Annotated in this window: 20 protein-coding genes and 1 pseudogene; 12 read left to right on the top strand and 9 right to left on the bottom strand. The window is 67.6% G+C overall.

Features of this window, described 5'->3' with window-relative positions; genetic code table 11:
* Position 1: 1 nt before the first annotated feature.
* Positions 2 to 838, bottom strand: a complete 837-nt coding sequence (locus ACFUTU_RS11775) for an alpha/beta fold hydrolase (protein ID WP_377964383.1) — start codon at positions 836 to 838, stop codon at positions 2 to 4.
* Between the two features lie 48 nt (positions 839 to 886).
* A complete protein-coding gene (locus tag ACFUTU_RS11770) occupies positions 887 to 1813 on the bottom strand; it encodes an alpha/beta fold hydrolase (RefSeq protein WP_377964381.1) in 927 nt (308 codons plus the stop codon).
* Positions 1814 to 1930: 117 nt separating this feature from the next.
* Here ACFUTU_RS11770 and lysS point away from each other — a divergent pair, with 117 nt between their 5' ends.
* The 9 genes from lysS to dhaM all read left to right on the top strand — a co-directional run bounded on the left by lysS (position 1931) and on the right by dhaM (position 12577).
* Positions 1931 to 3469, top strand: a complete 1539-nt coding sequence (gene lysS / locus ACFUTU_RS11765; protein ID WP_377964379.1) for a lysine--tRNA ligase — start codon at positions 1931 to 1933, stop codon at positions 3467 to 3469.
* 2 nt (positions 3470 to 3471) lie between these two features.
* Positions 3472 to 3675 (top strand): hypothetical protein, encoded by a 204-nt coding sequence (locus tag ACFUTU_RS11760; protein WP_377964377.1) that lies wholly within the window; start codon positions 3472 to 3474, stop codon positions 3673 to 3675.
* 137 nt (positions 3676 to 3812) lie between these two features.
* Positions 3813 to 4139, top strand: a complete 327-nt coding sequence (locus ACFUTU_RS11755; RefSeq protein ID WP_377964375.1) for an Lsr2 family protein — start codon at positions 3813 to 3815, stop codon at positions 4137 to 4139.
* Between the two features lie 457 nt (positions 4140 to 4596).
* Positions 4597 to 7089: an ATP-dependent Clp protease ATP-binding subunit gene (locus ACFUTU_RS11750; RefSeq protein WP_377964373.1), complete on the top strand. Its 2493-nt coding sequence runs from the start codon at positions 4597 to 4599 to the stop codon at positions 7087 to 7089.
* A gap of 228 nt (positions 7090 to 7317) precedes the next feature.
* Positions 7318 to 9438, top strand: coding sequence for a prolyl oligopeptidase family serine peptidase (locus tag ACFUTU_RS11745; protein ID WP_377964371.1), 2121 nt, complete (start codon positions 7318 to 7320; stop codon positions 9436 to 9438).
* A 39-nt stretch (positions 9439 to 9477) separates the two neighbouring features.
* Complete coding sequence (locus tag ACFUTU_RS11740) at positions 9478 to 9987, top strand: amino-acid N-acetyltransferase (protein ID WP_377964369.1); 510 nt, start codon at positions 9478 to 9480, stop codon at positions 9985 to 9987.
* Positions 9988 to 10203: 216 nt separating this feature from the next.
* Positions 10204 to 11205: a dihydroxyacetone kinase subunit DhaK gene (dhaK, locus tag ACFUTU_RS11735; RefSeq protein ID WP_377964367.1), complete on the top strand. Its 1002-nt coding sequence runs from the start codon at positions 10204 to 10206 to the stop codon at positions 11203 to 11205.
* Positions 11206 to 11207: 2 nt separating this feature from the next.
* On the top strand, positions 11208 to 11834 hold the full coding sequence (gene dhaL, locus ACFUTU_RS11730; RefSeq protein ID WP_377964365.1) for a dihydroxyacetone kinase subunit DhaL: 627 nt from the start codon (positions 11208 to 11210) through the stop codon (positions 11832 to 11834).
* Entirely contained in the window at positions 11831 to 12577 is a 747-nt protein-coding gene (gene dhaM, locus ACFUTU_RS11725) for a dihydroxyacetone kinase phosphoryl donor subunit DhaM (RefSeq protein ID WP_377964363.1), read from the top strand. Before dhaL ends, dhaM begins: the two co-directional genes overlap by 4 nt.
* Positions 12578 to 12586: 9 nt before the next feature.
* On the opposite strand, the gene ACFUTU_RS11720 is transcribed toward dhaM, so the two are convergent.
* The 3 genes from ACFUTU_RS11720 to ACFUTU_RS11710 all read right to left on the bottom strand — a co-directional run bounded on the left by ACFUTU_RS11720 (position 12587) and on the right by ACFUTU_RS11710 (position 14662).
* Entirely contained in the window at positions 12587 to 13063 is a 477-nt protein-coding gene (locus ACFUTU_RS11720; protein ID WP_377964361.1) for a hypothetical protein, read from the bottom strand.
* Between the two features lie 152 nt (positions 13064 to 13215).
* Positions 13216 to 14034, bottom strand: a complete 819-nt coding sequence (locus ACFUTU_RS11715; RefSeq protein WP_377964359.1) for an A/G-specific adenine glycosylase — start codon at positions 14032 to 14034, stop codon at positions 13216 to 13218.
* Between the two features lie 181 nt (positions 14035 to 14215).
* The gene (locus ACFUTU_RS11710; RefSeq protein WP_377964357.1) at positions 14216 to 14662 is read right to left on the bottom strand and encodes a hypothetical protein; all 447 of its coding nucleotides are present in this window, start codon (positions 14660 to 14662) and stop codon (positions 14216 to 14218) included.
* Positions 14663 to 14823: 161 nt separating this feature from the next.
* On the opposite strand from ACFUTU_RS11710, the gene ACFUTU_RS11705 reads away from it, so the two are divergent.
* A complete protein-coding gene (locus ACFUTU_RS11705) occupies positions 14824 to 15561 on the top strand; it encodes a hypothetical protein (RefSeq protein ID WP_377964355.1) in 738 nt (245 codons plus the stop codon).
* A gap of 1 nt (position 15562) precedes the next feature.
* Here ACFUTU_RS11705 and disA read toward each other — a convergent pair whose 3' ends face one another.
* On the bottom strand, positions 15563 to 16639 hold the full coding sequence (disA, locus tag ACFUTU_RS11700; RefSeq protein ID WP_377964353.1) for a DNA integrity scanning diadenylate cyclase DisA: 1077 nt from the start codon (positions 16637 to 16639) through the stop codon (positions 15563 to 15565).
* A gap of 331 nt (positions 16640 to 16970) precedes the next feature.
* On the opposite strand from disA, the gene ACFUTU_RS11695 reads away from it, so the two are divergent.
* Complete coding sequence (locus ACFUTU_RS11695) at positions 16971 to 18584, top strand: peptide chain release factor 3 (protein WP_377964351.1); 1614 nt, start codon at positions 16971 to 16973, stop codon at positions 18582 to 18584.
* Between the two features lie 138 nt (positions 18585 to 18722).
* On the top strand, positions 18723 to 19916 hold the full coding sequence (locus ACFUTU_RS11690; RefSeq protein WP_377964475.1) for a beta-ketoacyl-[acyl-carrier-protein] synthase family protein: 1194 nt from the start codon (positions 18723 to 18725) through the stop codon (positions 19914 to 19916).
* Between the two features lie 15 nt (positions 19917 to 19931).
* On the opposite strand, the gene radA is transcribed toward ACFUTU_RS11690, so the two are convergent.
* From radA to ACFUTU_RS11675, 3 genes and pseudogenes are all read right to left on the bottom strand, one after another.
* The gene (gene radA, locus ACFUTU_RS11685) at positions 19932 to 21317 is read right to left on the bottom strand and encodes a DNA repair protein RadA (RefSeq protein WP_377964349.1); all 1386 of its coding nucleotides are present in this window, start codon (positions 21315 to 21317) and stop codon (positions 19932 to 19934) included.
* 72 nt (positions 21318 to 21389) lie between these two features.
* Positions 21390 to 22514, bottom strand: coding sequence for an aromatic acid exporter family protein (locus ACFUTU_RS11680; protein WP_377964347.1), 1125 nt, complete (start codon positions 22512 to 22514; stop codon positions 21390 to 21392).
* A gap of 118 nt (positions 22515 to 22632) precedes the next feature.
* Positions 22633 to 22733: pseudogene (locus ACFUTU_RS11675) on the bottom strand (aldehyde dehydrogenase domain-containing protein); the annotation flags it as partial.

Raw genomic sequence — 22733 nt, 5'->3', positions numbered from 1 at the left:
GCTAGCCGGCGAAGAACTCGCTGAGTTCGGTGATGAGCTTGTCCGGGGCCCGCATGACGCCGTCGTGCCCGAAGCCCGGGAGGATGGTGTAGCTGGAGCCGGACAGGACATCGTGGATCTGACCGCAGGCCACGCCGAAGTAGGCCGGGCTCTTCTCGCCCACGATGATGAGGGTCTCCAGCGGCAGCTGCAGGAACGGCTCGGCCGGCATGTCCGCCGCGACGATCGCCTTGATTTCACGGACACCGGTGCGCATCATTTCCCGCTGCTGCTTGCCCATGGACGTCCCCGCCGTGAGCTTGTTGGCCAGGGTCAGCATGGACAGCGGCATCCGGGACGAGAACGGGCCTGCCGCCTCGAGCCCGCGCTGCAGGACGGCGAGGGCGCGGTCGTCGTCCCCGGCGGCGGTCGCCCGCTCGTACTCGACGGTCCAGTCCGCCGTGACGCTGTGGTTCACGGACACGGCCGGATCGTAGACCGCGAGCCGTTCCACGGGCAGCGTCCTGGCGGCGTGCAGCGCCACGGCCCCGCCGAAGCTGTGCCCGAACACGTCGGTGCTGTCCGTGTGCTTCATGACGGTGTCGAGGTCGCGGATGTCGACGTCCAGGGTGTAGTCGCCCTGCTGTTCGGAGGATGCCCCGCGGCCACGGCGGTTGAAGGTGTGGACCGGGCGGCCGAGCTCGGCACTGAGCCGCTGCGCGAACCGCGTGTAGTCGGACGCCGTGACCATGGATGAGATGACGACCACGACGCCGGACCCGGCCGAGGCCTTTTCCTCGCCCGTGCTGAACAGCTCGAGCTTGCCGCCGTCGGGTGTGCTGATGATCTCGCGAGTCATGTTCCGAGCCTATCCGAGGGCGGCCCGTGCTGACAGCCGGGCGCTGCCCTACCGGCGCCGGCGCTTGCGGCTCAGCGGAGTGATGGTCCCGTCCGTGCCGTTCAGGAACCGTGCAATCCTGATGGCCAGGCGCTTGCCCGGCCGGATGGGCCCCTCGTGCAGCTGGCCGGGGACCACCGCGAAGTCGATCGCCTCCACCGCCGACGCCAGCTGCCTGCCGGTGTCGGCAAAGTATCCCGGGCTCCAGCCACCGCTGAGCATCAGCGTGGGCGTGGCCAGTTCGGAGAAGTCCGCGAGCTCCGCGTCGGCGTCGAGGACGGCCCGCATTTCCTTCACTGCCGTGGGCAGCAGTTCCCGCATTTCCGCGCCGACGTTGGTCCGGGCGGACATGATGCTCAGCATCCGCAGCGCTCCGAGGGGAAGGTAGGAGAGCGGTCCGGCCGTCGCCAGCCCCTGCACCAGGTGCGCCCAGGCGTGGTTGAGCTGCCCGTCCGTCACGGCCTGCTCCAGCTCCGGGCGCCACCGGTGGTTCAGGTTGCCGGAGAGGGAGACCGCGGCGTCGTAGGTCACCAGCCTGCGCAGCGGCATTTCGCGTGCCGCCTGCAGTGCCACGAAGCCGCCGTAGCTGTGCGCCACCACATCCTCGGACCCCGTCGCCTTCATTACGGCGGCGAGGTCGCGGATCTCGGTCTGCACCGAGTAGTCGTCAGGCTGTTCCGCGGACCGGCCCCGGCCGCGCCGGTTGTAGCAGTGCACCGGCCGGCTCAGGAGCAGGCTCAGGTTGCGGGCGAACGGCCGGTACAGCGCGTCGGTCACCAGCGTTCCGTGGATGAGTACGACGCCGGGCGCCGTCACCGGGGCCGGGTCACCTTCCGCGGGCCTTCCGCCTTCGGCGGGGGTGAGCACGGCGGGCCTGAAGGAGTGCACCTCTAGGCGGCTGCCGTCGTCGTCCGTCTCAACTGTCCACGTCTCCACAGCCCGAGTCTAAGCCCCACCCCCTCCGGAGTTTTTGTACAGATAATGGCCGCTGAGGGGCGGCAAAGTCCGAATATCTGGACAAAAACTCCAAGGCGGGAAGTCCCGGTAAACTTGATGACTGTGACTTCCCAAAACACCCCCGCCCCCAAGAACGCCCCAGAGCCGCTCGACGCCAGCGAACAGATGCGCATCCGCATGGACAAGCGCGCCAAGCTGCTCGAACGCGGGCAGGAGGCATACCCGGTGGGTGTGGAGCGCACGCACTCGCTCAGCGAGATCCGCGAAAAGTACGCGCACCTGCAGGCCGACGAAACCACCGGCGACGTCGTGGGCGTCACCGGGCGTGTCGTGTTTGTCCGCAACACCGGCAAGCTGTGCTTCGCCACGCTGCAGGAAGGCGGCACCGACGGCAAGGGCACCCGGCTGCAGGCCATGCTCAGCCTGGCCAATGTGGGCGAGGAGGCACTCGCCGACTGGAAGGCACTCGTTGACCTGGGCGACCACGTCTTTATCCGCGGCGAAGTCATCTCGTCCCGCCGCGGCGAGCTCTCCGTCATGGCGGAATCCTGGTCCATGGCGTCCAAGGCACTGCGCCCGCTGCCGGTGCTGCACGCCGAACTCAACGAGGAAACCCGCGTGCGCCAGCGCTACGTGGACCTGATGGTCCGCGACGAGGCCCGCGAGATGGTCTACACCCGCGCCGCCATCACCCGCTCCATCCGCGAGACCCTCTTCCGGCACAGCTACGTCGAGGTGGAAACCCCCATCCTGCAGCTCGTGCACGGCGGCGCCCTGGCCCGCCCGTTCGAGACGCACATGAACGCGTTCGACCAGAAGATGACCCTGCGCATCGCCACCGAGCTGTACCTCAAGCGCGCCGTGGTGGGCGGCATCGACCGCGTCTACGACATGGGCCGCGTTTTCCGCAACGAGGGCGTGGACTCCACCCACAGCCCCGAGTTCACCACGCTCGAGTGCTACGAGGCATGGGCCGACCAGTTCGTCATGGCCGAGCGCATCAAGGAGATCATCCTGGACGCCGCTGACTCCGTGGGCGCAGGGCGCGTCCTGCAGACCGAGGCAGGGGAAATCAACCTCGACGGCGACTGGGCCTGGGTTGCCGTGTACCCGGGACTTTCCGAGGCAGTGGGCCAGGAGGTCACCCCGGACACCCCGCTCGAGGAACTGCGCGCCGTCGCCGCGAAGCACGACGTCAAGGTGGACCCCAAGTGGGACGCCGAGAAGCTGGCCGTGGAACTCTTCGGCGAAATCGTGGAGCCCACCCTGCTGAACCCCACGTTTGTTTACGACTATCCGCCGTCCGCCCAGCCGCTGGCACGCCCGCACCGCGAGGACGGCCGCCTGATCGAGGCCTGGGACCTCATCATCGGCGGCATGGAACGCGGCACGGCCTTCTCCGAGCTCATTGACCCGGTCATCCAGCGCGAACGCCTCACCGAGCAGTCCCTGCACGCCGCTGCCGGGGATGTAGAGGCAATGCAGCTGGACGAGGACTTCCTCCGCGCCCTGGAGTACGGTGCACCCCCCATGGGCGGCATCGGCCTGGGCATTGACCGGCTGGTGATGCTTTTTACCGGCGCAGGCATCCGCGAAACCATTCTCTTCCCCCTGCTCAAGCCCGAAGGCCACTGATCATGGACTACATTGCCGTCCTGCTGCCCTCGCTGGTGGTTGGCCTGCTCTTCTGGTTTGCCATGAAGTCGATTTTTAACGCGGACAAGGCAGAACGCCAGGCCGAGGCACGCGCCCAGGCTGAAGCCGATGCCCAGGCGGCAGCGGATGCCCAGCGGGCGGCCGGGAACGATTCCCCCGAACCCCCGGCCGAATCAGACAAATAACAGGCGACTTTTAATACACCGGGTTATCCCCAAGGAACCATTACGCGTTTTGACGCGTTGCCTTAATGGGAGAGATACTTCAGGTGGAAACATCCTGCTTTTCTGATTACACGTCCTTTCCAAAAGAGAGATTTTTGATGGCACAGAAAGTCAATATCGTCCTGGTGGACGATCTGGATGGGGGATCTGCGGACGAAACCGTTCGCTTCGGCCTGGATGGCGTCGGCTATGAAATTGACCTGTCCTCTGCCAATGCTTCAGAACTGCGGTCATCACTGGAGCGCTTTGTTTCAGCCGGCCGCAAAACGTCCGGCGGCCGCCCTGCCCGTGTCAAGGCACCGGGTGGACGCAGCCAGGACTCTGCCCAGATACGCCAGTGGGCGCGCGACCACGGTTACACCGTAAACGCACGCGGCCGGATTCAGGCAGAAATCCAGGAAGCCTACCAAAAGGCCAATTCCTAGCTCGGAGCACGTTCTGAACATATGTGTGGCGCCCCCGGATTGACGGGGGCGCTGCGCTTTAAGCGCATCTTTAGCCGAACCGCGCCCGTGGCATTTCTCCGGCGCCGGCCGGTTATGCCGCTAATCACACCGGCCACACTGCCGAATCGGACATCCGGCCGTGCGCGGAATCACGGTCCGGGAATCCACCGATTTTGAAAAATCCGCAGGCCCCCGGAATCCGGAACAATCACCGTTAGGTGATTTCGGACACCGGGCCCGCGACCTATAAATGGCCGGCCGGGCGGAACAACGGCGCCTTATTGGCGGCCGTCTCCGGTATTGCAGCTTCGGGCCGCCTGCGGCAGCTGCGCGGAACCGTGCAAGACCTGCCGGTTTCCCCTGTGGCGAACAAGCTCCCCAAGTCATGCTTCCCCCACGTAGCATCAAAGTACGTCGTAGCTAGGAGTGTGGCGAAATGTTTGAGCGATTTACGGACCGTGCCCGTCGCGTAGTTGTGCTTGCCCAAGAAGAGGCACGCATGCTGAACCACAATTACATTGGTACCGAACACATCCTCTTGGGTCTTATCCACGAGGGTGAGGGCGTTGCCGCCAAAGCTCTTGAGTCCTTGAGCATTTCGCTCGACGGCGTCCGCGAGCAGGTGCAGGAGATCATCGGCCAGGGCCAGCAGGCCCCCTCCGGCCACATCCCCTTCACGCCGCGTGCAAAGAAGGTGCTGGAGCTTTCGCTGCGCGAAGCCCTGCAGCTGGGCCACAACTACATCGGCACGGAGCACATCCTGCTGGGACTCATCCGCGAGGGTGAGGGTGTGGCGGCGCAGGTGCTGGTGAAGCTCGGTGCCGACCTAAACCGGGTCCGCCAGCAGGTCATCCAGCTGCTCTCCGGCTACCAGGGCAAGGAGACCACCGGTGCCGGCGTCGGCCAGAGCCAGGCAGAGGGAACCCCCGCCGGCTCTGTTGTGCTGGACCAGTTCGGCCGGAACCTGACACAGGCCGCCCGCGAGAACAAGCTGGACCCCGTGATCGGACGCGAGCAGGAAATGGAACGCGTCATGCAGGTCCTTTCCCGCCGCACCAAGAACAACCCCGTGCTGATCGGCGAGCCCGGCGTCGGCAAGACCGCAGTCGTCGAGGGCCTGGCCCAGGCGATCGTGCGCGGCGACGTCCCGGAGACCATCAAGGACAAGCAGCTGTACACGCTGGACCTCGGCTCCCTCGTGGCCGGCTCCCGCTACCGCGGTGACTTCGAAGAGCGCCTGAAGAAGGTCCTCAAGGAAATCCGCACCCGCGGCGACATCATCCTCTTCATTGACGAGATCCATACCCTGGTGGGTGCCGGTGCCGCCGAAGGCGCCATCGACGCGGCCTCGATCCTGAAGCCCATGCTGGCCCGCGGCGAGCTGCAGACCATCGGTGCCACCACCCTGGACGAGTACCGCAAGCACATCGAGAAGGATGCCGCCCTCGAGCGCCGCTTCCAGCCGATCCAGGTCAAGGAGCCGTCGGTTGCGCACGCAATCGAGATCCTCAAGGGCCTGCGGGACCGCTACGAGGCGCACCACCGCGTCACCATCACCGACGGCGCCCTCGCCTCGGCCGCGAACCTCTCCGAACGCTACATCTCGGACCGGTTCCTGCCGGACAAGGCGATCGACCTCATCGATGAAGCCGGTGCCCGGCTTCGCATCCGCCGCATGACGGCTCCGCCGGAGCTCAAGGAGATGGACGAGCGCATCTCCGAGCTGAAGATGGAGAAGGAGTCCGCGATTGACGCGCAGGACTTCGAAGGTGCTGCCGCGCTGCGCGACAAGGAGCAGAAGCTCATCACCGAGCGCTCCGAGAAGGAACGCCACTGGAAGACCGGCGGCATGGACGACATCTCCGAGGTGGACGAGGACCTGATCGCTGAAGTCCTCGCGAACTCCACCGGTATTCCGGTCTTCAAGCTGACCGAGGAAGAATCCTCGCGCCTGCTGAAGATGGAAGACGAGCTGCACAAGCGCGTCGTCGGCCAGGACGAGGCCATCAAGGCACTGTCCCAGGCCATCCGCCGCACCCGTGCCGGCCTGAAGGACCCCAAGCGTCCGGGCGGTTCGTTCATCTTCGCCGGGCCTACCGGCGTCGGCAAGACCGAACTGGCCAAGGCCCTCGCCGAGTTCCTGTTCGGTGAGGAAGACGCGCTGATCACCCTGGACATGTCCGAGTACTCGGAGAAGCACACGGTATCGCGCCTCTTCGGTGCCCCTCCGGGTTACGTCGGCTACGAAGAGGGCGGGCAGCTGACCGAGAAGGTCCGCCGCCGTCCGTTCTCCGTGGTCCTGTTCGATGAAGTGGAGAAGGCCCACGCGGACCTCTTCAACTCGCTGCTGCAGATCCTGGAAGACGGCCGCCTGACCGACTCCCAGGGCCGCGTGGTGGACTTCAAGAACACCGTGATCATCATGACCACCAACCTCGGAACCCGGGACATCTCCAAGAGCGTTGCCACCGGCTTCCAGTCCGGCACGGACACCCAGACCGGCTACAACCGGATGCGTGCCCGGGTTACGGAGGAGCTCAAGCAGCACTTCCGCCCCGAGTTCCTCAACCGTGTTGACGACGTCGTGGTGTTCCCGCAGCTGACGCAGGACGAGATCATCGAGATCGTGGACCTGTTCGTGACCCGCCTGGAGAAGCGGCTCAAGGACAAGGACATGGGCATCGAGCTGACCAAGGCAGCCAAGGTGCTCCTGGCCACCCGCGGCTACGACCCCGCCATGGGTGCCCGGCCGCTGCGCCGGACCATCCAGCGCGAGATCGAGGACCAGCTCTCCGAGAAGATCCTGTTCGGCGAGCTGCACTCCGGTGACATCGTGGTGGTGGACGTGGACGGCGAAGGTGACGACGCGAAGTTCACTTTCGCCGGCAACGCCAAGCCGCGCATCCCTGAGATCGCGCCTACCGCGTAACTCGAGCACAACAGCCGCACTCCAGCGCCACGAGGCCCCGCCAGCCCCCGAAAGGGGGACGGCGGGGCCTTCTGCTGTTGGGCCTCCTGCCGGTGCGTCTCCTGCCGGTGGGCCTCCTGCTGTTGGGCGCCTGCAGCCACAAGGGAGGAGGGCGCAGTTCTGAAAGTACTGTTTCACTAACAGTGAACCGCCCTGTGATCCAGCGCACAGGCGGTGTTGAATCAGCACATGTCAACTGAAGATGCAGCGATCCTGCACGAGCAACCGGCCACGCCCTTCCACGACCTTGACCACTACGTGGCGATCCCGCGCGTCAGTGGCCTGGCCCTCAGCCCCGACGGCCAGCGGCTGGTGACCACGGTGGCCACGCTCAACAGCAAGGGCACCGAATACGTATCGGCGCTGTGGGAGGTGGACCCGGCGGGGGAGCGGCCGGCCCGGAGGATCACACGCAGCGCCAAGGGCGAGGCCGGCGCCGCCTTCGCCGCCAACGGGGACGTTTACTTCACGTCCGCGCGGCCGGATCCGGACAAGGAGGCCGACGGCGATCCCGTCAGTGCGCTCTGGGTGCTCCCCGCCGGCGGCGGCGAGGCACGCGTGGTCCTGTCCAGGCCGGGCGGAGTGGACAAGGTCATGGCGGCCAAGGACGCCAATGCGGCCTTTGTTACCGCCTCCGTGCTGGCCGGCTCCCGTGACGAGGAGGACGACGCCGGGCGCCGCAAGAGCCGCAAGGACAACAAGGTGGCGGCGATCCTGCACAGCGAGTACCCCGTGCGTTACTGGGACGCCGACCTCGGCCCCGCGCAGCCGCGGCTCTTCGCCGTGGAGCCGGGCCCTGACCAGGAGCCCGGCAAACCCCGTACCGTGGACAGCGCGGCGCCCCTGAAGCTGCGCAACCTCACCCCGCAGGCCGGTTCCCGGCTCCGCGAGGCCGTCTCGGTGGTCAGCCCGGACGGCAAGACCATCTACACCAGCCTCGTGAAGCCGCTGCCCAGGGCAGACCTGCGTTCGGTCCTTGCCGCTGTTGACGTTGCCACCGGGACCCTGAGGATCATCCTGGACGAGGAAGGCATGAACTTCTTCCCGGGGCCGGTCAGTCCGGACGGTGCCACCCTCGCCGTCCTCAGCGAAAGCGACACCACCCCGCAGCAGGCGCCCCAGGTCAAGCTCCACCTCCTGGACGTGTCCGGTGAGGCCGGGCCGGAAGACCTGCAGCCCCTGGCGCATGACTGGGACCGGTGGGCCCACCCCGAGGCCTGGCTCCCGGACGGCTCCGGACTCCTGGTCACCGCGGACGACGACGGCGCGTCGCCCGTCTTCAGCGTAAGTGTCACGGCGGGTGTCGCCCGGGGGAGTGTCACCCGGGTGACGCCGGACGCGGCGGCCTACACCGACGTCGTCGTTTCACCTGACGGGCACAGCGCCTACGCGCTGCGCAGTTCGTACGAGTTTCCCGCCGAGCCGGTCCGGATCGACCTCGCCGCCGGGGACGTGACACGGCTGCCGTCACCGGCGGAGCGCCCGCAGACCGAGGGGTCGCTGGAGCGGGTGGAGACGACGGCGGCTGACGGCACCCGGGTGCCTGCCTACCTGGTGCTGCCCGCGGGGGCTTCGGCCGGGAATCCGGCGCCGCTGCTGCTGTGGATCCACGGCGGCCCGCTGGGATCCTGGAATGCCTGGACCTGGCGCTGGAACCCGTGGCTGCTGACCGCCCGGGGCTACGCCGTTCTGCTGCCGGACCCTGCCCTGTCTACGGGCTACGGACAGGCTTACATCCAACGGGGCTGGGGCGGCTGGGGCAAGGCGCCCTTCACCGACCTCATGGCCATCACGGACGCCGTGGTGCAGCGGCCGGACATCGACGAAAGCCGGACTGCGGCGATGGGAGGTTCCTTCGGTGGCTACATGGCGAACTGGGTGGCGGGGCAGACTGACCGCTTCAAGGCGATCGTCACGCATGCCAGCCTGTGGGCACTTGACCAGTTCGGGCCCACCACGGACGCGTCGCAGTACTGGCTCAAGGAAATGACGGAAGAAATGGCACTGGAGAACTCGCCGCATCTGCACGTCGAGAAGATCCGGACACCCATGCTGGTCATCCACGGCGACAAGGACTACCGCGTGCCCATCGGCGAGGGCCTGAGGCTCTGGTACGAGCTGCTGTCACGGTCCCAGCTCGCCAGCGACGGGGAGGGCCGGACCAGCCACCGGTTCCTCTTCTACCCGGACGAAAACCACTGGATCCTGCAGCCGCAGCACGCCAAGGTCTGGTACGGCGTGGTTGAGCATTTCCTGGCCCGGAACGTCCTCGGCAAGGACGTCCCGCTTCCCGCGGACCTGGGGTTGTAGCTTCCGGAGATGGCGGCGGCAGTCCGTAAGATGGGGGCTGTGACTGACTCCTTCACCATCCGCCCCGCCCGCACCAGCGATGTGGCCGCCATCAAGAGACTCGTGGCGCCGCTCGCCGAGCAGCGGATCCTGATGGCCAAGGAGACGGTGGCGTACTACGAGAGCCTGCAGGAGTTCCTGATCGCCGAGTCGGCTGCGGGCGAGGTCATCGGCTGCGGCGCTCTGCACGTGATGTGGGAGGACCTTGCCGAAGTCCGCACCCTTGCCGCCTCCGACGCCTGGCGGGGCAAGGGTGTGGGCCACGTCCTGGTCGAAAGTCTCCTGCAGCAGGCCGAAGCCCTGGGCGTTTCCCGCGTGTTCTGCCTGACGTTTGAGGTTGACTTCTTCAAGCGGCACGGCTTCGAGGTGATGGCCGACCAGTCCGCCGTGGACCCGCAGGTGTACTCCGAACTTCTGCGCTCGCACGATGAAGGCGTGGCCGAGTTCCTCGACCTTGCCCGCGTGAAACCCAACACGCTGGGCAACACCCGGATGATCAGGGCGATTTAGCCTCCTGCGCCCGGCAGCGCGTGGAGCAGCAGGCCTTTCTTTTTGTAAATTTGCTGGATAAACTGTCCTAGGGCCGGAAGGGACAGCATTGGGGGCTGTCCCTTCCGCCGTTTTAAGGGCCCCGCCCCCTGAACTACCGCCCAGCCGGTGCCGGTAGTAGGGTCAAAGCACATCCTGACCGATGTCAATGAAGCACCGAGAGCCCAGGAGCCGGCCGTGAAGAAGCTCATCAATGACCCCCGCGCTGTTGTGGATGAATCAGTGGAAGGATTCGGACTTGCCCATGCGGACCTCGTGACCGTCAGCGCCGACCCCAAGTACGTCACCCGGAAGGATGCCCCCGTTGCCGGCAAGGTCGGCCTGGTGTCCGGCGGCGGCAGCGGGCACGAGCCGCTGCACGCCGGTTTCGTGGGCCGTGGCATGCTCGACGCCGCCGTGCCCGGTGCCGTGTTTACCTCCCCGACCCCCGACCAGATCATTCCGGCAACGCTCGCCGTGAACTCGGGCGCCGGCGTGGTCCATATCGTGAAGAACTACACCGGCGACGTCCTGAACTTTGAGACGGCGGCGGAGATGGCCCAGGCCGAGGGCGTGGAGGTCCGCACTGTACTCGTCAACGACGACGTTGCGGTGGAGGACTCGCTCTACACGGCAGGCCGCAGGGGTGTGGGCGGCACGGTCCTGGTGGAGAAGATCGCCGGGGCTGCCGCGGAACGTGGCGACGGCCTGGATGCGGTGGCGGAGATCGGCGACCGCGTGAACCGGAATGTGCGGACCATGGGCGTCGCCCTCACGGCCTGCACGGTGCCGCACGCCGGTTCCCCGAGCTTTGACCTCGAGGACAACGAGATTGAAATCGGCATCGGCATCCATGGCGAGCCGGGCCGGCACAAGATCGCCCTGGAAAGCGCCGACGGCATCACCGACCGGCTGCTGGAACCGGTTCTCAGCGACCTTGGAACGGCGTCGGGGGATAAGGTGCTCCTGTTCGTCAACGGCATGGGCGGAACGCCGCTGAGCGAGCTGTACATCGTCTACCGCCGCGCCGCCCAGGTCCTGGCCGGGCGGGGCGTCACCGTGGAGCGTTCCCTTGTGGGGAACTACATCACGTCCCTGGAGATGCAGGGCTGTTCCATCTCCGTCCTCCGGCTTGACGATGAAATGACGGCCCTCTGGGATGCGCCCGTGCACACGCCGGCATTGCGATGGGGCGTGTAGCGGTGGGACTGGACGTAACCTGGGCCGTCAAATGGCTCACCCTGTCCGCGCAGGCAATGGCGGAACACAGGGTGGAACTTATCGAACTGGACAGGGCCATCGGGGACTCGGACCACGGGGAAAACATGGACCGCGGCTTCCAGGCGGTGCTCGACAAGCTCGCCGAAAACCCTCCAGAGACCCCCGGCGCAGCACTCAAGCTGACGGCCATGGCGCTGATGTCGAAGGTGGGCGGCGCCGCCGGGCCGCTCTACGGAACGGCCTTCCTCCGGGCCGCAACCGCGCTCGGCGATGCCGCCGACATCGACTCCGCAGCGCTCGCGGCGGCACTCGCGGCGGCCCGGGACGGCATTGTGGCACGCGGAAAGGCCGAGGCGGGCGACAAGACGATGGTCGACGCCTGGACCCCGGCCGTTAACGCAGCAGCGGCGGCCGCGGCCGACGGCGACACCCTGTCAGTCCTCATTGCGGCGGCGGAAGCAGCCGAAGCAGGCGCCGTGGCCACCGACCCGCTGGTGGCACGCAAAGGCAGGGCCAGCTACCTCGGGGAGCGCAGCGCCGGCCACCGTGACCCCGGGGCGGCATCGAGCGCCCTCATTCTCCGTGCCGCCGCGGGAGCCGCCGCATGACGGTGCGGATCGTGGTGGTTTCGCACAGTGAAAAGATTGCCGACGGCGCCGTGGAACTCGCCGCCCAGATGGCGCCGGACGTGATGATGGTGCCGGCCGGCGGAACGTCCGACGGCAGGATCGGGACCAGCATGGAAAAGGTGATGGCTGCGCTGGAAACCGCGGCCGGAGCCGACGGGGTGGTGGTGCTGACGGATCTGGGCTCCGCCGTGATGACGGCGGAATCGGCGATGGAGTTCGCCGAGGGCAGCACCCCGGTGTTGCTCGCTGACGCCCCGATCGTGGAGGGCCTGGTGGCGGCGGCGGTGGCGGCCCAAGGCGGCGCGAGCGTCCACGCTGTCCGGCGCGCGGCCGAGGCCACGCACGGCTATCCCGCGTCCCGTCCCAAGGCGGAGGAGCATCTTCCCGGCGGTACCCACGCTGCCGCCAGGGCCGGAGCCTCAGTTGTAGCCCCCGACGCCTTACCTGCCGCCGAGCCTGCTGCGCCGGATGCAGCCGGAGACTTCGAGCTGGTTAACCAGGCAGGGATGCATGCCCGGCCAGCCGCCAGGATCGCCGGCGGCCTGTCAGCACTGGATGCGGAAGTGACGGTGAACGGAGTGGACGGCGCCTCGATGACGGGGCTGATGACGCTGGCGGCCGGCAAGGGATCGGTGCTCCATGTGGAAGCCTTCGGCCCCGACGCCGAGCGGGCTGTGGCGTACGTGGCTGGCCTGGTCAGGGGCGGTTTCGGCGAACCCTGAAACTCGGGGCTAGCTGTCCTGCCTGAGGCCTGCAGCGTCCAGCACAACGGCGGCGGAGATAAACCGTCCGCACTGCTCCCCAAACGGGTAGCTGGCCTTGGGTTCGAAGCGCAGGGTGCGCGTGGGCAGCGGCTTGCCGTTGGCTTGCGACCCGGTCGCCGTGACATCGATGGGGGATTCGCCCAGCGTGCCCAGCTCAAGCAGTCCGCGCTCTGTGCCGTCCGGCTTGGACGTCGCGGAGCACGAGCCGTCAGGGCTTGAGCCGTCCGTGCAGCCCAGATCCACTGAAACGGAGCCAGGCACCAGGTGGAGGGTTTGCTCTTTGCACTTGCCGTCCTGGCAGGCTTTCAGGTGCACGGTTTTCACGTGGGGCGAGTAGCTGGCTGCCACGGTGAGCGAGACCCCGGACACCTGGGCAATCGCCGGGCACGCCGTCTCGAAAGCATGGCACCCCGGGATGAGTGCCGTCGTCGTGATTGCGGCCAAAAGTACCCCTGTCCTGCCCATACTTCAGGGTAGATCCGGCCTTCCGCGGCGGAACCGGCGGAGGCAAAACTGGCGCCTGCATCGTTATCCAGGCCCGGCAAGCAGGGCTGAACTGAGACCAAACGCGGCTGCGGCGGCCTTGGCCGGGGCCGTCAGGCGGGCAGCCGGTACCCGCCCTGGTGCAGTTCGGCGAGGCCGTCCGCCAGGAGTCCGGCCAGGGCCCGTTCCAGCTGTTCCGGGGCGCAGTTCAGCCGGTGCAGGGCGGCCAGCGGCACGCCGATGCCGGCGGCTTCGAACCCGAGGTCGGCCGGGGCCTGCTGGAACATCTCTGCCGGCACCGGCGCGTCGGCCAACCGGAGGACGGCCATCACGCCGCCGCGGACCTGGCGGTCGGTGCCGTGCCACGCCTGGCCCTTGGGGGTGTACGACGGCGGCGGCTCGCCGGCGGCGAGCCAGGCGCAGCGGTCGCGCACCGGGCAGGCCGGGCACTTGGGCGAACGCGCCGTGCACACCAGCGCCCCCAGCTCCATGACCGAGGCGTTCCAGCGGACGGAACGCCCGGCGTCGGAGGGAAGCAGCTCGGCGGCGAGCCGCATCTCCGCGGCGGTCAGCGCCGGGGCGGGCAGGGCGGAGCCGGAAAAGAGCCGGGCGTGAACGCGCCGGATGTTGGTGTCCACCACCGTCTCGCGGCGCCCAAAGGCAAAGGCGGCGACGGCGGCCGCCGTGTAAGTGCCGACGCCCGGCAGGCCGAGCAGCGCGGCGTAGTCCGACGGGACCCTGCCGCCGTGGTCGCGTTCGATGGCCACCGCAGCGCCATGCAGCCTCAGCGCACGCCGCGGATATCCCAGCCGGCCCCAGGCGCGGACGGCCTCGCCGGCGGGTTCCTGTGCCAGCGCGGCAGGCTCCGGCCACCGGCGCATCCACTCTTCCCATACCGGCAGCACCCGCACCACGGGGGTCTGCTGGAGCATGATCTCACTGACCAGCACACCCCAGGGCGGACAGTCCGGCAAGCGCCACGGCAGGTCGCGGGCCTCGGCGTCGAACCATTCCTCCAGGGTGGAGTGGACGTCGGTCAGCTCGGGGTAATCGGTTGTGGTTTTGATGCCAACACTCTAGTTGAAAACCAGGGTACGGTTCGCGCGGGTGCAGTCAGCTGGCTTCCTTCTCTGCGGGGGGCATTCCCCCGTGCCGTCCGGGCAGCCGCCTGACGTGGCCGTGCAGGGTTTCGCCGCCGCGTCCGTTTGGCGCCGGGACAGCAAGGGCAACCACGAAGCTGCGGCTGTCCGGGTCCACGGAGCGGATGGTCAGGCTGCGCGTTCCATCCGGTATAGAGGGCGCAAAGAACTGCAGTTGGCGGGTGCCGATGGTGGCGACCTCGTCCAGCTTGTACTCTGTGCCGAAGTGGTCATGGACAACGATTTCGGGGGTTTGCGGCTCGTCTTCATTGACTGATGCGAGATGCAGGTTCACCACGATCCCGGTGTCCCAGATCTCAACCGCAAGCACCGTGAACTCAGTCCCCTGGCTCTGATGTTTGCCAAACGTCAGCGGCAGAAGGACCCGTTCGAGGTGACCGCCAGACACGTGATCTACCATCTTTGGTCCTCTCCAACTCGGCCCGGTAAGTGGTAACCGGGATTCAATTTTAGTAAGTGTACTGACAGTTGTCACCCGAATTTGAGTCACGAATTGGACATGATCGTGCGGGGGCGGCGTGGTATCCCTGCAGAAACCGGGCCGTTACCTAGCCTAGGAGGATGGGCAGGCAAGACACTCCGAACTCCGGCGCGGGCCGGAACCGGTCTCCGAAACCGGCGGCGCAGAGAACGGCAGCAGGGAAGACAGCACCCCGGGCCGTCCGCAAGCCGAGCCCCGCCGTGTACCGCCGCCGTCGGCTGTTCGCCGGAGTGGCACTCCTGCTGGTCCTTGGCCTGATCGCCGGTGGCGTGGCCACCCTGACCACTCTGACCGGTGGTGCCCAGCAGGCCTCGTCCGCACAGGAATCCGGCCAGGACCCGTCAGGGCAGGACTCTTCAACGCAGGGAACCACCGGTGCCCAGTCAGCCGCACCCTCGGCCAGTCCGACTGCTACCCCCTCGGCCTCGCCAACCTGCGACCAGAAGCTCGTGACGGTCAAGGCAGCCACCAACAAGACGTCCTACGCGGCGGATGAAAAACCGGTGCTGAGCCTCACGGTCACCAATGGCGGAAAGCTTCCGTGCAAGGTGAACATCGGCACCTCGCAGATGGACTTCCTGGTTACCAGCGGCTCGGACCGGGTGTTCTCCTCAGCGGACTGCCAGGCCGCCAGCACAGACCTCGTCAAGACCATTGCGCCCGGCAAGAGCGAAACGGCGAACTTCCCGTGGCCGCGGAACCGTTCGGTGCAGGGCTGCGAGAACGTGGACGGCGCGGTTGCCGGCGCCGGGTACTACGTGTTCATCGCCAAGCTTGGCGCTAAGGTCAGCCCGCCGACCGTCTTCCAGCTCGGCTGATTTACAGGAACCGGTCCAGCAGGCTGGCTTCGGCCATCCGGCTGAGGCCCTCGCGGACCGTGCGGGCGCGCTGGTCGCCGATGCCGTCCACCGTCATCAGGTCGTCAATAGTTGCGGCCATGAGGTGCTGCAGGCCGCCGAAGTGGTCCACCAGCCGGTCCGCGACCGCCTTGGGTACCGCCTTGAGGCCCGAAAGGAGCCGGTAGCCCCGCGGCTGCACCACGGCGTCGAGGGTGTCCACGCCGCCGGCGAACCCGATGATCCCGGCGATCTTGCTCAGGTCGATCAGTTCGGTGGGGCCGAGGTTGAGGAGCGCGTTGACGGCGCCGTCGATGTCATCCGGAGAGGCGTTCGGCCCGGCGTAGTCGCGGATGATGATGTCGCTGCCGGGGCCGCGGCCCACGGTGAGCTCGTCCAGCTGGAGGGACAGGAGCCTGCCGTCCTCGCCGAGTTCCAGCACGTACTGCGAGATCTCCTCGGAAATCCGGCGCACCATCTCCTGGCGCTGCAGGGTCACGGCCACGTCGCGGACTGTCACCATTGCCTCGATCTCCAGGGCGGAGAGCGAGCTGGTCACCTGGTCCAGCCGGGAACGGTAGCGTTCCAGCGTGGCCAGGGCCTGGTTGGCCCGGGCCAGGACCTTCTCTGAACCCTCGAGCACATGCCGCAGCCCGTTGACGTACAGGGCGATGATCTGCATGGACTGGCTCACGGAGATCACCGGAACGCCGGTCTGGATGGCGACGCGCTCGGCGGTCCGGTGCCGGGTGCCGGATTCCTGCGTTTCGATGCTGGGGTCGGGGACGAGCTGCACGGCTGCCCGCAGGATGTTGCCGGCGTCCCTGTCGCAGATGATGGCGCCGTCCATCTTGGCCAGTTCGCGGAGCCGGGTCGGGGAGAAGTCGATGCCGATGTCGAAGCCGCCGGAACAGATCGAATCGATGGTCCGGTCCGAGCCGAGCACGATCAGCGCGCCGGTGCGTCCGCGGAGAATGCGTTCCAGGCCGTCCCGCAACGCGGTCCCCGGGGCCACCCTCCCCAAAGTCGCTTTGAGCGATTCTTCAGGGCTGCGAGCCATAGATATTCCCTTCAAAGGTGCAGGCGGGGCCTGCAGGTTTGCCGGTTCTCAGGTGTTTGCCGGCTGGATCAAAAGTACTCGGTTTCCCGCATGCACCATCCTAGAGGTAGATTACCCCAGCATCCGCACGGGCAAGCCTTAAAGTGCCCCGTCGGAGGCCTGCGGAACAGGCTTTAGGAGTGCGTCCGACGGCGGCTGGCTGAGGCGCACTTTTGGCCCGACTTCGCTGCCGTTTCCGCCGCTGCGATAAACTTGTTGCCTTGGCTGGCCTGTTTCCCGCCGCCATGTTCCCCAACCCGGATCCCCCGCGGATCGCAGCGAAAGTAGCACCGTGTCCCAAGAAGTGCAGAGCCCCGCCCGAGTGCACGAGATCCACAAGCAGGCTTCCCGGCGCCGTACGTTCGCCGTCATCTCCCACCCGGACGCCGGCAAGTCCACCCTGACCGAGGCCCTGGCGCTGCATGCCAAGGTGATCGGCACGGCGGGTGCCTCCAGCGGCAAGGCCAACCGCAAGGAAACGGTCTCGGACTGGATGCAGATGGAAAAGGACCGCGGCATTTCCATCAGCTCCGCGGCCCTGCAGTTCTCCTACCGGGACACTGTGATCAACCTGCTGGACACCCCGGGCCACGCGGACTTCTCGGAAGACACCTACCGGGTGCTCGCCGCCGTCGACTGTGCCGTGATGCTCGTGGATGCGGCGAAGGGCCTCGAGACGCAGACCATGAAGCTGTTCGAGGTCTGCAAGCAGCGGAACCTTCCCATCATCACCGTCATCAACAAGTGGGACCGTCCCGGCCTCGACGCGCTGGCCCTCATGGACGAGATCACGGAGCGCACCGGCCTGCAGCCCATGCCCCTGACCTGGGCCGTGGGCATCTCGGGCGACTTCCGCGGCGTCTGGGACCTCCGGAACGACAGGTTCGCGCGCTTCCAGCGGAACAATGCCGGCGCCAGCATTGCCCTCACCGAATACTTCACGCCGGAGGAAGCCGAGGAGAGCCAGGGCAGCAACTGGACGGACGCCGTCGACGAGGCCGGCCTGGTCATTGAATCCAACCTCGCTTTCGACGTCGAAAGCTTCCATGCGGGCAAGGCCACTCCCATCCTCTTCAGCTCTGCGGCCCTGAACTTCGGCGTCAAGGAACTTTTGGACGCGCTGGTGGATTTCGCGCCGCCGGCCGCGCCGCGCCCGGACATCGAGGGCTCGCCGCGGCCGGTCGAGTCGCCGTTCTCAGGCTTCGTCTTCAAGGTCCAGGCCGGCATGAACAAGGCCCACCGCGACCACGTTGCGTTCATCCGCGTCTGCTCCGGCGTGTTCGAGCGCGGCATGGTGGTCACCCAGACCAGGACCGGAAAGTCGTTCGCCACGAAGTACGCCCAGCAGGTCTTCGGCCGTGAACGCGAGGTCATCGACGAGGCCTACCCGGGCGACGTCGTCGGCCTGGTCAACGCGTCCTCGCTGCGCGTGGGGGACAGCCTGTTCCTTGAGGAAGCCGTGGAGTTCCCGGCCATTCCCCTGTTCGCCCCCGAGCACTTCCAGGTTGCCCGGTCCAAGGACCCCAGCCGCTTCAAGCAGTTCCGCCGCGGCATCGAGCAGCTCGAGCACGAGGGCGTCATCCAGGTGCTGCGCTCCGACGTCCGCGGTGACCAGGCGCCGGTGCTTGCCGCCGTCGGCCCCATGCAGTTCGAAGTGGTGGAGGACCGCATGGCCCACGACTTCAGCGCGCCGATGCGGCTGGAGCGCCTGCCGTACTCCATGGCCAGGATTTCGACGGCGGACGCCATGCCGGCGCTGGCCAACGTGCCTGGCGCTGAGGTGCTGCTGCGGTCCGACGGGGAATACCTTGCCCTGTTCAACGATGTCTGGGCGCTGCGGCGCATCGAGAAAAACCACCCGGACCTCACGCTGGTGCCGATCGGGACGCACAACCCGGCCAAGTAACGCCACGGGGAGCCGCCCTCCCCGGGCGGTCTCCCAACCAGAAGCGTCTCCCAACCAAGGAAGCAAGGAATCGCCGTGCCCTCCACCCAGCCGTCCGCAGCTGCACCAGTTCCTGCCACAGGCCCAGCCAGCGTCGTGGTGACCGGCATGGGCTCCATCAACCCCCTCGGGGCCAACGTTGCCGGGACCTGGGAGGCGATGCTGGCCGGACGGTCGGGTATCGGGGCGCTGGAGGAGGGCTGGGCCGAGGCCCTGCCGGTGCGGATTGCAGGCCGGGTCACCGCCGACCTGGGGGCGTTCCTCAGCACCCGCGAGCTGAAGCGGATGGACCGCTGCGGGCAGCTGGCGCTGGTGGCCTCCCGGGAAGCCTGGGAGCAGGCGGGAAAACCCGGCGTCGACCCGGAGCGGCTGGCCGTGGTGATCGGGTCCGCCTACGGCGGCATGGACACGGTGCTCGCGCAGGTCAGGGAGCTGGACCAGGGCGGCCCGCGCAAGGTTTCCCCGCACACCCTTACCAGGCTCATGGTGAACGGGCCGTCGGCGTGGGTGTCGATCGATTTGGGCGCCAAGGGCGGGGCCCGCACCCCGGTCAGCGCCTGTGCGTCCGGGGCCGAAGCAATTGCCCAGGGTGCCGATATGATCAGGTCCGGGGCGGCCGACGTCGTCATCGCCGGCGGCGTTGACGCGTGCATCAACGACCTCATCATCAGCGGTTTCTCCCAGATCCGGGCGCTCTCCACACGCAACGGAGAACCCGGGCAGGCATCGCGGCCGTTTGACCGGGACCGGGACGGGTTCGTGCTGTCCGAGGGCGCCGGGATCGTAGTGCTGGAAAGCGGGGAGCACGCACGGGCCCGGGGCGCGGAAGTGCTCGGCGGTGTTGCCGGAGCAGCCGTGACCTCGGACGCGAACGATATCGTGGCGGCCGATCCGGACATGCAGGTGCGGGTCATGCAGAAGGCACTTGCCTCCGCCGGACTCACCGGAACCGACATCGGGTTCGTGCACGCGCACGCCACCTCGACGCCCGTGGGGGACCGGCTGGAAGCGCAGGCCATCAAGGCGATCGTCGGGGATCAGGTCCCTGTGACGTCCACGAAGTCGCTCACCGGACACCTGCTCGGCGGCGCGGGCGCGCTGGCCGCCATCGCCATGCTGCAGGCACTGCGGACCGGCGACCTGCCCGGCACGTACAACGTGGCCGCCCTTGACCCCGAGGTGGACCTCAACGTCATCACCGGCACCGTCCGCGGAAGCACCGCGACGGCGGGACTCGTCAATGCTTTGGGGTTCGGCGGGCACAGCGCGGCGCTCGTGGTCACCCGCGCCTGAATTCCTGCCACAAGGTTAGGCTCCTGCCTTAAGGCTGAGCAGATCCAGCACCTCGGTCAGGTGCCCGACTTCCCGTACGGAAAAGCCAGCCGGGACCTGGCCCGGACCGGTGGGACTGGCGGGAACAACCGCGTGCGTGAAGCCCAGCCGGTGCGCCTCATGGATGCGCTGGTTGATGCCCGGGACAGGGCGGACCTCGCCGGCCAGCCCCACCTCGCCGAACGCGACCAGGCGCTGCGGCAGGGGTTTCTTGTGCTTCGCGGACGCCACCGCCAGCGCTACGGCGAGGTCGGTGGCCGGCTCGCCCAGCTTCACCCCGCCCACCGTGGCCACGTACGAATCGTCCTTCTGCAGCTGGCAGCCGGCACGCTGCTGCAGGACCGCCAGGAGCATGGCCACCCGGGAACCGTCCAGGCCGCTCGTCGCCCGGCGCGGCTGCGAGTTCTGGGTCTCGGCCATCAGCGACTGCACCTCGGCCAGCAGCGGCCGGCGGCCCTCCATGGTGACGGTGATGCAGGTGCCGGACACGGGATCCTTGGTGCGGGTGACGAACAGACCGCTGGGATCGGCGAGGCCCAGGATGCCGTCCTCGGTGAGGTCGAAGCAGCCCACGTCATCGGTTGGCCCGTAGCGGTTTTTGACGGCCCGCAGCAAGCGGAGGCGGGAGTGGCGCTCGCCCTCGAACTGGCAGACCACGTCCACCAGGTGCTCCAGCAGGCGGGGCCCGGCGATGGAGCCGTCCTTGGTCACGTGCCCCACCAGCAGCGTGGTCATGTTCCGGCGCTTGGCCGCCGAAATGATCGAAGCGGCCACCTCGCGCACCTGGGAGACGCCGCCCGCACTGCCCTCCACATCCGCGCTGCTGAGTGTCTGCACGGAGTCCACCACCAGCAGTTTCGGCTCCACCTTCTCCACCTGGCCCAAGGCCTGGCCCAGGTCGGTTTCCGCGGACAGGTACAGGGTGTCGGCGATCGCGCTGATCCGTTCCGCGCGGAGCTTCACCTGGGCCGCCGATTCCTCGCCCGTCACGTACAGGACGCTCTGGCCGGTACGCGCGAACTTGGCGGCGACGTCCAGCAGCAGCGTGGACTTGCCCACGCCCGGTTCGCCGGCGAGCAGGATGACGGCGCCGGGCACCACGCCGCCGCCGAGCACGCGGTCCAGTTCGTCCACACCGGTGGGCAGGTATGCGGCAGTGGTGGCGTCAACATCGGCAATGGGGCGGGCGGGCTCCAGAACTGTGGTGGCCGCCGTCGTACGCGCCACCGCGGCGCCGGTCTCCTCAACGGTGCCCCATGCCTGGCACTCACCGCACCGGCCCACCCACTTGACCGTGGTCCAGCCGCATTCCGCGCATTTATAGCCCGGCGCCTTGGTAGCCCGGGAAGTCTTTGTAGCCATTGCTCCACCTTAACCGGGGGCTGTGACATCCCCGGCCGCCCACTTGCCCCGCAAGCCCGGCGGGGCCAAGAGTCACAGCGGCGGCAGGAGGTCCCGGGCCTCGCGGGAATCGATGCCGGCCGCTTCGAGCAGGTCCACCATCAGTGGCCGGAACAGCATCACGACTGTCTCGCCCTCGAGCTTCTGGACCTTCAGCATCATGGGGTGCAGCCGTCCGGCAATCTCGCCCAGATCCTGCCGCGCGCTGCGCAGGTGCGCGTGCCGGGCCCCCTCCTGCACTTCAGCCAAGCCCAGCGAGAGCTCGTCCACCGCGGCGGCTGTTTCCTGCAGGACCTCGGCGATGTTCTCGGTTGCTTCGTCGGACAGCGCGGCGTGGTTGATGGAACTGGTGAGCCGGCGGGCGAAGACGCGGCTGTTGCGCAGGGCAAGGTCGATGAACTCAAGCGACTGCTCCAGCCGGTCCAGCTCGTCGCGGTGCCTGCGGTAGGCGGGCGCCAGCGTGGCCACTTCCCCGGATGCCCGCAGCGAGTGCCGCATGGCATCTACCAGCGGCTGGCTGTTCCGGCCCCGGACCAGGGCATGCCAGGCCCTGGTGGAATCGCTCTCGACCAGTGCCACGGCGCATTCCCGCAGCACTTCCGCCAGTTCATGGAGCAGCTTCTGGACGTCCTTGCGCGGTTCCCGCCGGGGGTCCTTGGGTGCCAGGATGGTGACCAGCAGCGCCACCACACCGCCCACCACGGCGTCGATGCTGCGGGTGAAGGGGCCGCCGGCCGGGGCCGGCAGCAGCACCACCAGCAGCGACTGCAGCGCCAGCTGCGTGGTGAAGATGTTGCCGCTGTCCAGGAAACGGGCCAGCAGAATCGAGATCAAAAGCACGACGGCGGCCTGCCAGATCCCTGCCCCCAGCCAGTGGAGCAGCATGTCGCCAACGGCAATGCCGATGGTGCAGCCCAAGCCCACCTCCATCACCCTGCGCATGCGCAGGTCGCGGGAGAAACCCAGGGCGATCAGGGCGGAGGTGGCCGCGAACAGCGGTCCGGCGTGCCCCAGGACGTACTCCGCGAACGCGTAGGCTGCCACGGCGCCGAAGGTCATCTGGATCGCGGGGACCAGTGAATTCCGGCTCCGGACCATCCCCGTCCTGATCCGGCCGCGTAGGAAGCGTTTGCTGGCGGAGAGTCCGGTCTGGGGCATGGCTTCAGTCTATTGCCGGTGCCGCCTGGGGCCGGGAAGCGGACGCCCGCATGACAAGCGGGGAGCCGCCGTCGCGGGTGGCGGCGGCGGCTCCTGTGTTGGGTTTTTTGGCGGGGGTTTAGCCGTTGATGATTTGCGGGATGCCGAGGTGTTTGAGGCCTTCGACGCCGAATTCGAGGCCGTAGCCGGATTGTTTGGCGCCGCCGAAGGGGATGCGGG

Origin of the sequence: Arthrobacter sp. NPDC057388 (genome assembly GCF_042668165.1) — a bacterium.
GTDB lineage: Bacteria > Actinomycetota > Actinomycetes > Actinomycetales > Micrococcaceae > Arthrobacter.
This window is presented reverse-complemented; position numbering and strand designations above follow the sequence as displayed.